The organism is Celeribacter halophilus, assembly GCF_018860305.1.
In the GTDB taxonomy this organism is placed as follows: domain Bacteria; phylum Pseudomonadota; class Alphaproteobacteria; order Rhodobacterales; family Rhodobacteraceae; genus Celeribacter; species Celeribacter halophilus_A.
On the sequence record NZ_JAHKPE010000019.1, the window covers coordinates 602,841 to 615,272 of the forward strand.

The following is a 12,432-nucleotide window of genomic DNA, read 5'->3' on the forward strand; positions in this document are numbered from 1 at the left end:
TGACAAAACCTCGGCACGAACCGCCCCGAATGCCCTAAAGGCTCGTGGGATTTAAATGGGCGCAGATACGGCAAAGAACCGTGTGATGCGCCGGAGAAGAAACGCGATGCAACGCGCACAGGCACGAAGAAACGCAATAACGGGAGCTTTTGCTCACCGTTTTCTTGCGACCGTTGCCTCTGCCGGACCGCTCGCCCCAATAATCACCCGTTCCAGTCCCGCACGCCCTTCAGGGGAGGTGCGGCTACGCCGGGTGCCGAAAGACAAACTCAATGGCAAAGAAAATGCTCATCGACGCCACCCACGCGGAGGAAACCCGCGTTGTGGTGGTGGACGGAAACAAGGTCGAGGAATTCGATTTTGAATCTGAAAACAAACGCCAGCTTGCTGGCAACATCTATCTCGCAAAAGTAACCCGCGTCGAACCGTCGCTGCAGGCGGCTTTTGTTGATTACGGCGGCAACCGCCACGGGTTCCTTGCGTTCTCCGAAATCCATCCGGATTATTACCAGATTCCTGTCGCGGACCGCGAGGCGCTTCTGGCCGAAGAAATGGCCTATGCGAAAGCACAGGAAGAGGAAGAAGAAAAACCCAAACGCTCCCGTCGCCGCCGCTCGCGTTCGCGCTCCAAGGCCGAAGAGGTCAAGAGCGATGATGCTGTGGAGACCAAGGATGTCGCTCTGCCGGAAACGGACGGCGAAGGCGATGCCTCCGCGGTCTCCGGTATGGATGTGATCGAACCGGAAGCCTCGGACGCCGATGCGCTGATCGCTGATGGTGATGCGACAGGTGAGGTCGAAGAGGGCACATCGCCCGCTTTCACCGTTCACGAGACACCGGTCGAAGAACCCGCCGAAGACGAGACAAACGAAGCGGCACCGGTTGAAGAAACCGTTTCTGAAGCTGCACCTGCCGAAGAGGCTGATGACAGCGCGGAGGATGCTTCCTCTGATGACGCCGATGAGTCTTCTGACGATGAAGACGAACAAGGGTCTGATGACGATGCCGAGACGGCGTCAGAGCGCGACGACAGCATCGAAAGCGTTGCGGACGATGATACGGACGAAGAGGTGCGCCCGAAACGCAAACCGCGTCCGCGTCGTTACAAGATTCAGGAAGTCGTGAAAGTGCGTCAGGTCATGCTGGTGCAGGTTGTGAAAGAAGAACGCGGCAACAAGGGCGCGGCTCTGACCACTTACCTGTCGCTGGCCGGTCGTTACTGTGTGCTGATGCCGAATACCGCCCGTGGCGGCGGCATCTCGCGCAAGATCACCAATGCCGCAGACCGCAAAAAACTCAAAGAGATCGCAGGCGAACTTGAAGTGCCGCAAGGCGCAGGCCTGATCGTCCGCACGGCGGGCGCGCAGCGCACCAAGACCGAGATCAAACGCGATTACGACTATCTCAAACGGATGTGGGAACAGATCCGCGAGCTGACCCTGAAATCGGTCGCCCCCGCGATGATCTACGAAGAGGGCGATCTGATCAAACGCTCGATCCGTGACCTGTATAACAAGGACATCGACGAGGTCTTTGTTGAAGGCGAAGCGGGGTATCGCGAGGCCAAGGACTTCATGAAAATGATCATGCCGTCCCATGCCAAGAACGTGAAACATTACGCCGACCAGTTGCCGCTTTTCGCGCGCTATCAGGTGGAAAGCTACCTCGCCGGCATGTTCAACCCGACTGTGCAGCTTAAATCCGGCGGTTACATCGTGATCGACGTGACCGAGGCGCTCGTCGCGGTGGACGTGAACTCGGGACGCGCCACGAAAGAAGGCTCGATCGAGGAAACCGCGCTCAAGACCAACCTTGAAGCCGCCGAAGAGGTGGCCCGTCAGGCGCGTCTGCGCGACTTGGCCGGTCTCATCGTGATCGACTTCATCGACATGGAAGAGCGTCGTAACAATACGGCGGTCGAGAAACGTCTGAAAGACAAGCTCAAAACCGACCGTGCGCGCATTCAGGTGGGCCGCATCTCCGGTTTCGGTCTGCTGGAAATGTCGCGTCAGCGTCTGCGTCCGGGCATGTTGGAAGCCACGACCCAGCCGTGCCCGCATTGTCACGGCACGGGGCTGATCCGCTCCGACGACAATATGGCGCTCACGATCCTGCGCCAACTTGAAGAAGAAGGCACCCGCAAGCGGTCCCGCGAGGTGCTTTTGAAAGCGCCCGTGGCCATTGTGAACTACCTCATGAACATGAAGCGTGAAAAGATCGCCCAGATCGAAGCACGTTATGGCATGGCGATCCGTGTCGAGGCCGATCCCTTCCTGATCTCGCCGGACTTCACCATCGAACGGTTCAAAACCGCCACCCGTGTGGTGCCGGAAGTAAGTGCGACTGTGATTTCCGCCTCTGCGGATATGATGTCGGATTACGAAGAACCGGAAGAAGAGGAAGAAGCACAGGCCGAGGTCGTCGAGGCTCCGGTTGTTGCGGACGAGGCGGAAGAGGAACAGAAGCCGAAAAAGCGCCGTCGTCGGCGTCGTCGGCGGAAGTCGCGGGACGAGAACGGCGAATCCCGCTCCGAGTCCAACAGTGAAACTTCGGGCGAGTCCAAAGAGACGGACGGGGCCGAGGCCGCTGATGCTGAGGCTCAAGGCAGCGGCAGCGAGGATTCTGAAGGCGCGGCTGTAGAGGCGTCGGCGGAGACATCCGAAGAAGCTCCGGCTGAAACGGGCGAAGTCAAAACGCCGAAGAAACGCACCCGCACCCGCCGCAAGAAGGCCGAGGCTGCGGACGCGACCGAGGCAAATGCCGAGACAAGTGATGAAGTGAAGGTCGTTGAGGCCAAGCCGGAAGAAACGGCAGAAAAGCCCAAGCGGACCCGTACCCGTCGCAAGAAAGCCACGGAAACGTCCGAGGGCGCAACCGAGACTGTGACGGAAGAAGCCCCGAAAGAGGACGAGGCTGCCGAAAAACCGAAGCCCCGCCGCAAACGCCGGACCAAGGCGCAGATCGAAGCGGATAAAGCGGCGGCTGAGGCGGAGAAAGCGGCAGTGGCTGATACGGCGAACGCTGAGGCTGCGCCTGCGGTTGAAGAGGCCGCGCCTGCGGTTGCCGAGGCTCCAGCCGAAGCCCCAGCAGAGGTGATCGCCGAGCCTGTGTCAGAACCGGCAGTTGCCCCTGTGGCTGAGCCCGCTCCGACAGAAGTCGCTCCGACAGAGGCCGCCTCAACAGAGCCCGCTCCGGCGGAAACGGTTGCGGCATCGGTCGGGGAGGATGATCCGGTGGTGAAATCCGAACCGGAAGCCGAGGCAAAGCCCGCGCCTACGAAGCCCAAACGTCGCGGCTGGTGGAGCCGCTAAGTCGCTTTGTTATAAGTTTGACATGAGATTGAAACGCGGCCGGGTTTGTCCCCGGCCGTTTTTCGTTCCGGTCATCATGCCGGTTTTGGCGTGGCAGCGGGAGATTGAAACGATGCCCAACGCAAATGTGAGGGGATGCGACAGTCTCGACGCTAGGCAGGGACGATTTCCTGTGGCATGAGCATGAATATGTTTGGAATTGATCTCTTTGACGCCACGCTTTTGCCCTCCATGCTTGTCGCACTTGCGGCGGGGATGGTGTCGTTTCTTAGCCCTTGCGTCCTGCCCATCGTGCCGCCCTATCTGGCCTATATGTCCGGGATTTCCATGGGCGAGCTGACCGGTGGTGGCAAAGCTTCGCGCAAGGCCATTGTGCCCGCGCTTCTGTTTGTGCTGGGCCTGTCCACCGTGTTTCTCTTTATGGGGTTCACCGCTTCGGCCTTCGGGATGTTTTTTCTGAAAAACCAGATCCTGTTCTCGCGGATTTCCGGCGTTGTGATCATCATTCTGGGGCTGCATTTCCTGTCGGTCTTCCGCATTCCGATCCTTGATCGCGAGGCGCGGATTGATGCGGGTGACAAGGGGGGCACTGCCTTGGGTGCCTATGTCCTCGGACTGGCCTTTGCCTTTGGCTGGACGCCCTGCATCGGGCCGCAGCTTGGCGCGATTCTCTCCATGGCCGCATCCGAAGCTTCCGTGTCGCGCGGAACCACGCTTTTGGCGACCTATGCCATCGGGCTTGGCCTGCCGTTCCTGTTGTCTGCGATCTTTATCACCCGCGCGGTGGGGCTGATGAACCGCCTCAAACGCCATATGGGGCTGATCGAGAAGGTCATGGGCGGGCTTCTTTTGCTTGTGGGCCTGTTGATGGTCACAGGCGCGTTTTCACGCCTGTCCTACTGGCTGCTGGAAACCTTCCCCGCGCTGAGCCAGCTAGGCTGATCGGGTGTGTAAGTCGATCTGTTCCCGAAACATCCGAGCCATAGGCTTTAGGGCTTAAATTTGCCTCAAACCCGCGTTAGGGTGATGGAAACGTTGAAGGTTTTCGTCATGGTCGAGTGTGTTGGACAGGTCAAAAAGCGTCGGGTGTTTTACATCCCCGGCTATGATCCCATTCCGCCGCGCCGCTACCGCGAGCTCTATCGCAAGGAAGGCGCGGCACAGGCGGACATATCCGGCTACACCCTGAGCCTTTCCCCGAAAAAGGGCCGCAATTTCGGCTGGTCGGTCGAGGTGGAGATTGACGGGACCAAGACCCATAGCGAGATTGACGTGCTGGTCTGGTCCGACATTGTGCAGGAGAGCATGGAGGCGGGGATTTTCCGCACCTATCTCGTCCTTTTGCGCACCGCATGGATTTATACCTCCACAGGTGCGCTGTTTCGCTTGATGAAACTCCGGCGCGGCCCTGTGATTGCCGCGCTTTACCCGATTGGCGTGCTTCTGCTGCAATTGCTCCTTGCCTGCCTGCTGGTTTGGGCTGTGACGGCTCTGGGCGGATTGTTCGGATTGTGGGGGCATTGGATCGGCTTGGCGCTCGGGCTTGTTTCCGGCGCTGCGCTCTTGCGCTGGTTCAAGTCGCAAGACGGCAAGGTGTTTGCCTACTATCTGATGCATGACTACGGGTTTTCGGCGCGTTGGCGCGGGGCGAATCCTCCGGTTCTCGACACACGCATGGCGGAGTTCCGCACCGAATTGGCCGAGGCTCTGCGCGAGGACTGGGACGAGGTTCTGCTCATTGGGCACAGCTCCGGCGCGCATCTGGGCATTTCCATTCTTGCGGATTTGATCCGTGCGGGGGAGGTGCCGGAAACAGGGCCGGCCTTGTCTTTTTTGACGCTTGGCCAGGTCGTGCCAATGGTATCGTTCCTGCCGGAGGCCAAAGTCCTGCGCCGTGATCTGGCCTTTCTGTCGGCGCGAGAGGAGCTATTCTGGCTTGATGTCACCGCGCCGGGGGATCCGTGTTCCTTTGCATTGTGCGATCCGGTCAAGGTGTCTGGCGTCGCACCCAATGATCAGAAATGGCCCTTGGTGATTTCCGCCGCCTTTACGCAGACGCTCAGCCCCAAAAAACAGGCCACGCTCAAACGACGGTTCTTCCGGCTGCATTTCCAATATCTCTGTGCCTTCGATCAACCCGCAGAATATGACTATTTCAAAATTACAGCCGGTGGTGCAACACTGGCCTCCCGATATCAGACGCACATGCCCAGCCCGAGCCGGATCGATGTTCCGGCCAATAAATTTAAGGATATGGCGTTATGATCCCTCCGAAGCCGACACCGCGGCCCGAAAAAACCAGTCTGCGCAACTACGTCAAGCTGTTCCGCAAGGACATCCTTTCAGCCCAACCTGCGAAACTCTATCGCGCGTGGATGGCCGAATATAAGACGCCGTTTTTCCGCAGCTTTTTGGTCAACCAGCCCTCGCTTGTGAAACGTGTGCTCAACGAAGAGCCGATGAATTTCCCCAAATCGGGCCGCGTGGCCGAAGGCTTGCGGCCCTTGCTGGGCGAAAGCGTGTTTCTCACCAATGGCGAGACTTGGCAAAGACAGCGCCGCATCATTGATCCGGCTTTTGAGGGCGGGCGGCTGAAAGATACCTTTCCGGCGATGCGGGCCGCAGGAGAACAGCTTGTCGCGCGGCTTGCGGAACAGGACGGTGCCTTCGACATCGAACCCTATGCCTCCGAAGGCGCGGCCGATGTGATCTTCCGCACGCTTTTCTCGATCCCGATCACCCATGACACGGCAGCGAAAGTCTTTGAGGAGTTCCAAGGTTATCAACGCGCCCAGCCTATTCTCAACATTGCCGCCTTTATCCCGCTGCCGAAATGGCTGCCGCGGTTTCACCGCAAACGCACGCGGGACGGGGCCAAGGCAATTCGCAAGCTCATCACTGATCTGACCGCCACACGCATGACCGAGATCGAGGCGGGCAGGGCGCCGGACGATCTCGCGACCAAGATCATGACCACCACCGATCCACAAACCGGCGAGCGGTTCAGCACACAGGAGATGGTCGATCAGGTGGCGATCTTTTTCCTAGCAGGCCACGAAACCTCTGCCACGGCACTGGGGTGGGCGCTCTGGCTTCTGGCCGCCAATCCGGAGGTGCAGGCGCGGGCCGCACAAGAGGCGCTGGAACTTCCGTCAGAACCGGCTTTCTCCGATATCTCGAAACTTCGCTTTATCAAGGACGTGTTCAGGGAGGCGCTCCGGCTCTATCCTCCCGTGCCTATGATGGTGCGCGAAGCCAAATGTCCGGTTCGGTTCCGCGCGCGCGATGTGCCCAAAGGCGCGCAGATCGTGCTGTCTCCGTGGCACCTTGGGCGGCACGAGATTTTCTGGGAACGGCCCGACGCGTTTGATCCCGACCGGTTCAAGACCGAGAATGGCAGGACATGCCTGCGCGACGCCTTTATCCCGTTTTCCTCCGGCCCGCGTGTCTGCACAGGCGCGGGATTTGCTATGGTTGAGGGCGTGCTGTTTCTTGCGCTGATCTTGCGGGCCTTCCGCATCGAGACTGTGGCAGAGAAAACGCCGGTGCCCGTGGCGCATCTGACCGTGCGGTCCAAGGACGGGATATGGCTGCGCCTTACGCCGCGAGAGGGTTGAGACAGCGGTTTTCACGGTTTTCTGATGGCGGAAATACTCATTATCCTAGCCCTCAAACAAAACGCACGTTCCGGTGTGGAGTGAAAAGTTGGGACAATATCCCTCTCTTGCTGGCCCAGCCTTGAGCTTGCGGGATGTGCGTCCTAAACATTCATAGACTGCGAGATAAAAAGGACTCCCATTATGTCTGCGCCCAGCCCTCTGAAACGTGATATGATCGACAGCATTGGCAACACGCCCCTTATCCGGCTCAAAGGGCCGTCGGTGGCGACGGGCTGTGATATTTATGGCAAGGCGGAATTTATGAACCCCGGCCAGTCGGTCAAGGACCGCGCGGCCCTGTTCATCATTCAGGACGCTTTGAAAAAGGGCACGCTCAAACCCGGCGGCACGATTGTCGAGGGCACAGCAGGCAACACAGGCATCGGTCTGGCACTCGTCGGATCGGCGCTGGGATTTCGCACGGTGATCGTGATCCCCGAGACGCAATCTCAGGAAAAGAAAGACATGATCCGTCTGGCGGGGGCGGAGCTGGTTCAAGTGCCTGCTGCGCCCTATAAGAATCCGAACAACTATGTCCGTTATTCCGAGCGTCTGGCCAAGGAACTTGCACAAACCGAACCAAACGGCGTGATCTGGGCCAACCAGTTCGACAACACGGCGAACCGTCAGGCGCATATCGAAACCACTGGGCCCGAGATATGGGAACAGACTGGCGGCAAGGTGGACGGATTTATCTGTGCGGTCGGCTCGGGCGGGACTTTTGCAGGTGTCGGGCTGGCCTTGCAGCCGAAAGGTGTCAAGATCGGCCTCGCGGACCCGATGGGTGCAGCACTGTATAGCTATTACAAGACCGGCGAACTGAAATCCGAGGGCGGCTCGATCACTGAAGGGATCGGGCAGGGGCGGATCACCGCCAACCTCGAAGGCTTCACACCCGATTTCGCCTATCAGATTCCGGATGAAGAGGCGCTTCCCGTTGTCTTCGACCTTCTGGAGCATGAGGGGCTTTGCGTCGGCGGGTCGTCGGGCATCAATGTGGCCGGTGCCATGCGCATGGCGCGTGAGATGGGGCCGGGGCATACGATAGTCACAGTGCTGTGCGATTACGGCACGCGCTATCAGTCAAAGCTCTTCAATCCCGAATTTCTGGCAGAGAAAAATCTGCCGGTGCCGGAATGGCTGACCCGTGGACCGCGCGACCTGCCTGACGTATATGAAGGTGTATGATTACACGCCTTCTGAGCCGCATTTTCCTGATTCTCTGTCTTGTCCTTCCGCTTGCTGCGGTGGGGCAGGACACGCCCACGCCGGACTATACGGAATGGGAGAGCGCGGCCACTGAGGCCGAGACGCAAATCTCCGACGAGGACACGACCAGCGCCGATCTGGAAGACCTGCGCGATACGCTCGTCATCTGGCGCGAGAGTTTCCTGTCTGCCCAAGACACCAACGCCAGCCGGATTGATACGCTTGAGGGCCAGATCGACGCGCTCGGCCCTGCGCCCGCCGAGGGGGAAAGCGAAAGCGATGAGATCGCGCTGCGGCGCAAGGATCTGACCACACAGCTTGAAAACCTCGAAGCTCCGGTCAAGACCGCCGAAGAGGCCTATAGCCGTGCGAATGGTCTGATTTCCGAGATCGACAGCACTTTGAGCGCCCGTCAGGCCGATGCCCTGATGACCCTGGGGCCGACGCCTCTCAACCCTAAACTCTGGCCTGCGGCCCTCTCATCTCTGAGCAAGACCGGCGTTGAGGCATGGGCAAGCATCAGTGCCAATGCGGCTTCCGAGACCGGTCAGGCACGGCTCAAATCCAATGCGGCGACGCTGGTGTTCTATCTGGTGATTGCCATTATTCTTGTGTTTCGCGGGCGCTACTGGTCCGAGAAAATGACCGGCTTTGTGCGCCAGCGTGTGCGTGGGGCCGCCGGACAGGGGGTGACGGGGTTTCTTGCTTCTCTAAGCCAGATCGTCGTCCCGCTTCTGGGGCTTATGGCCATTACCGAAGCGGCTATGGTTTCCGGTCTGCTGGGCGCGCGCGGAGAGGCGATCTTTATGACGCTGCCGCGGATTGGGCTGGCCTATTTCGTGTCGCGCTGGCTGGTCGGTCGTCTGCTCTACCAGACCGGCCCCAACGGTGCGCTTTTCGAACTCCCCACCGCGCGCCGCGTTGAAGCCACCGGCATGGCCACCCTTGCGGGGGTGATGCTGGCGCTCGGGAGCGGCCTGACGGTTCTGGCGGAGATTGACGGTTATTCCGAGGCCACCATCGCCGTTCTTTCATTTGTCCTGATGGCCGTGACGGCGGCCTCGCTGTTCCGTCTGGCGCAGATCATGGTCTCGGCCCAACCGCAATTCGTTGATGAGACGGGGGAGATAGACCTTGATCCGGGGTTTGCGTCGCTGATCATCCGCACCGTGTCGCGTGTTGTGTTGATGGGCAGTGTCTTGGCGCTCGCTTTGGGCGCGGTCGGCTATATGTCCGCCGCTTTGGGGATCGTGTTTCCCATGGTGCGCTCTCTGGCGCTGATGGGCATTCTGGTGGTCCTGTCCCGCCTTGTGCATGATCTCTATGCTTTGATGACCCGCAAGCGAGAGGACGAGGGCGAACCTCTTGTCCCCGTGCTTTTGTCTTTGCTGCTGATGATTGCGGCCTTGCCGGTCTTCGCCCTGATCTGGGGCGTGCGTGAGGAGACGCTGTGGGAAATCTGGGCGCAGATGCGCGAGGGCTATTCTCTGGGCGGTGTGCAGATATCTGTGGGCGATCTGCTATTGCTCATCGTGGTCTTTATGATCGGTCTCGGCCTGACGCGGCTTTTCAAAGCCGCCTTGCGCACTGCGATCCTGCCCAAGACCAAGCTCGACAAAGGCGGCCAGAATGCACTTGTCGCGGGGGCGGGCTATCTCGGGATTTTCCTCTCGGTGCTCGTGGCCGTGACCGCCGCAGGAATTGACCTGTCGGCTTTGGCGATTGTCGCAGGAGCACTCTCTGTCGGGATCGGTTTTGGCCTCCAGAACATTGTGCAGAACTTTGTCTCCGGCATCATCCTGCTGATCGAACGCCCGATTTCGGAAGGTGACTGGATTGATGTGGGCAACGGGCAGATGGGCTATGTGCGCGACATTTCCGTGCGCTCCACGCGGGTCGAGACGTTTGACAAGACCGACCTGATTGTGCCCAACGCCGATCTGATTTCCAATCAGGTGACCAACTACACCCGAGGCAATCTGATCGGGCGGGTGATTGTGCCGGTCGGGGTCGCCTACGGGACCGACACGCGCAAGGTCGAGACGATCCTTCGCGAGATTGCCGAAGCGCAGCCGATGGTGGCCGTGAACCCGCCGCCGCAGGTTTTGTTCCTCAGCTTCGGCGCGGATGCGCTGGAGTTTGAAATTCGGGCCATCCTGCGTGACGTGAGCTACATCATGGCGGTGAAGAACGACATCAACCACGCGATTGCGAAACGCTTCACCGAAGAAGGTATCGAGATTCCCTTTGCACAACGCGATATCTGGCTGCGGAATCCGGAAGCTCTCACGGGGCAAACACCCGCCGTCGCGCCTTCCGCCCCCTCCGCGCAGCCTGAGACACAAGCCACTGAGGTGCCACACACGGACAGTGCCGTTGCCGAGCGGCAGATGCTGACCGACAGTGATTTCGGCCCGGATGGCGAGGCCGACGGAGACAGCACATGACCGAGATGCTGTTTCGTGAGGATGCCTATCTACAAGAGGCCGATGCCACCGTGTTGCGCCATACGCCTGAAGGCGGCATCGTTCTGGACCGCACCGTCTTTTACCCCACGGGCGGCGGTCAGCCTGGCGACAACGGGCAGCTGGATTGGGAGGGCGGTGGCCTGACCATCGCGACGACCGTCAAGGGCGATCATGGTGCGATTATCCTCGTGCCCGCCGAAGCGGCCCATTTGCCGCCTGTGGGCACGGTTGTGACGCAGCGGCTCGACTGGGTGCGCCGGCATGGCCATATGCGGATCCATACGGGGCTGCATCTCTTGTCAGTGGTGCTGCCCTATCCCGTGACCGGTGGTTCAATCGGGGCGGAGCGCGGGCGGCTCGATTTCCGGATGCCGGAACCGATCATCGACAAGCTGGTGGTGGAAGAGCAGCTCAATGCGCTGATTGAACGTGATCTTGTGGTGTCCGAAGACTGGATCACGGAGGAGGCGCTTCGGGCCAATCCGTCGATCGTCAAAACCATGTCGGTTATGCCGCCTGTGGGGCAGGGGCCTGTGCGGCTGATACGGATCGGGCAGGGGCGGGATCAGGTCGACCTGCAACCCTGTGGCGGCACCCATGTGGCGCGCACATCGGAAATCGGTCGCCTGCGTCTCGGCAAGGTCGAGAAAAAAGGCCGCGACAACCGACGGGTCTCGATCCTTCTGGATTGAGGCGAACCCTTGTTTTCAAGGGCGCTCGCCCCCGTGCAGAACCTGTGATTTCACAAAGCGTCAAAAAACATTCATTTTCTCGCAATCTGGGGGTTGCACCCCCCCCATGATCTCCACTATAGACGCCGGCGGAGAGGTGGCCGAGTGGTCGAAGGCGCACGCCTGGAAAGTGTGTAGGCGGGGAACCGTCTCGAGGGTTCGAATCCCTTCCTCTCCGCCATTCCCGAATAAAAATGGGCACTACTGTAGGCCCCTTGTTGCCTGAGGCGTGATTGAGCGCAGCATTTTCTATATCTCTCTGATCTATAAGGATTTTCACACTATCTTCGTTGATGATGATTTTATCGAGGACGGCGCGCAGATACTGACGTTTGAATTGGAGGGTTCCCTCGCTGAGCTGTTTTCTGACGAAGGCGGCGAACGTTTTTACCGTTTTTTCTGTCAGCTTGGCAATCGGCTGAAGTTCGGCTAAAGCGCGTTCTTCCGCCGCTTTTGCGAGGTTCCGTTTTTCAGTGAGCGCAGCCAGGCGCTCCTTGAACGTAGGTTCGGAAGGATCGATCGCGCCGGTTTCCATGGCGTCGTAGAAGCGCCTCAACCTTTTTTCCGCCTCGTTAAGTTCGGCACGGATTTGGTCCAGATGGCCATTTTTTTCGTAGCGCCGGATTGCCTGGCGCTCCATCAGGTCCAAGAGCATTTCCCGGACACGTTGGTTCGAGAACAGGTGGTTGCTCAACGTCTCGATGATGAACTGATCGAAAGCATCCATCGGAACGCGCATACCTGGGCATGTGGATTTTCCGCGGCGCATCTCGCCAGAGCAACTATAGTATCGGTATTTTCCACCCTTGCCGGTCGAGATCGTCATGCCCGAACCGCAATGACCACAAACTGCTATCTTCGAGAGCAGAATATTGCTTGTCGTGTCTCGGGGTGGTGTCTTTTTTGGGTTCCGTCCGCGAAGAATTTTCTGCGCCATGTCGAAGCGATGTGCCGGAATAATTTCCGGTACGGAAACGTGAACCGCAGTCTCTATCCCCGCCTCTTTTCCGTATAGAAAGTCGCCTTTTACCACACTGTTCGTGAGCAGCCGGTG

8 protein-coding genes, 1 tRNA gene and 1 pseudogene are annotated in these 12,432 nt (G+C 59.2%); 9 read left to right on the forward strand and 1 reads right to left on the reverse strand.

Annotated elements, in window-relative coordinates:
- Window positions 1-272: 272 nt before the first annotated feature.
- The 9 genes from KO492_RS07255 to KO492_RS07295 all read left to right on the forward strand — a co-directional run bounded on the left by KO492_RS07255 (window position 273) and on the right by KO492_RS07295 (window position 11,811).
- On the forward strand, window positions 273-3,311 hold the full coding sequence (locus KO492_RS07255; protein WP_216044320.1) for an Rne/Rng family ribonuclease: 3,039 nt from the start codon (window positions 273-275) through the stop codon (window positions 3,309-3,311).
- Window positions 3,312-3,500: 189 nt separating this feature from the next.
- Complete coding sequence (locus KO492_RS07260) at window positions 3,501-4,253, forward strand: cytochrome c biogenesis CcdA family protein (protein ID WP_066605029.1); 753 nt, start codon at window positions 3,501-3,503, stop codon at window positions 4,251-4,253.
- A gap of 108 nt (window positions 4,254-4,361) precedes the next feature.
- Window positions 4,362-5,576, forward strand: coding sequence for a hypothetical protein (locus tag KO492_RS07265; RefSeq protein ID WP_216044321.1), 1,215 nt, complete (start codon window positions 4,362-4,364; stop codon window positions 5,574-5,576).
- A complete protein-coding gene (locus KO492_RS07270; RefSeq protein WP_216044322.1) occupies window positions 5,573-6,928 on the forward strand; it encodes a cytochrome P450 in 1,356 nt (451 codons plus the stop codon). Before KO492_RS07265 ends, KO492_RS07270 begins: the two co-directional genes overlap by 4 nt.
- Before the next feature lie 183 nt (window positions 6,929-7,111).
- Window positions 7,112-8,158 (forward strand): cysteine synthase A, encoded by a 1,047-nt coding sequence (locus KO492_RS07275; RefSeq protein WP_216044323.1) that lies wholly within the window; start codon window positions 7,112-7,114, stop codon window positions 8,156-8,158.
- The gene (locus KO492_RS07280) at window positions 8,155-10,626 is read left to right on the forward strand and encodes a DUF3772 domain-containing protein (RefSeq protein ID WP_216044325.1); all 2,472 of its coding nucleotides are present in this window, start codon (window positions 8,155-8,157) and stop codon (window positions 10,624-10,626) included. Before KO492_RS07275 ends, KO492_RS07280 begins: the two co-directional genes overlap by 4 nt.
- Entirely contained in the window at window positions 10,623-11,339 is a 717-nt protein-coding gene (locus KO492_RS07285) for an alanyl-tRNA editing protein (protein WP_216044326.1), read from the forward strand. Before KO492_RS07280 ends, KO492_RS07285 begins: the two co-directional genes overlap by 4 nt.
- Window positions 11,340-11,469: 130 nt before the next feature.
- Window positions 11,470-11,559 (forward strand) — tRNA-Ser (locus KO492_RS07290).
- A gap of 48 nt (window positions 11,560-11,607) precedes the next feature.
- Entirely contained in the window at window positions 11,608-11,811 is a 204-nt protein-coding gene (locus KO492_RS07295) for a hypothetical protein (protein ID WP_216044360.1), read from the forward strand.
- Between the two features lie 270 nt (window positions 11,812-12,081).
- On the opposite strand, the pseudogene KO492_RS18875 reads toward KO492_RS07295, so the two are convergent.
- A pseudogene (locus tag KO492_RS18875) lies at window positions 12,082-12,315 on the reverse strand (zinc ribbon domain-containing protein); the annotation flags it as partial.
- Window positions 12,316-12,432: the final 117 nt, after the last annotated feature.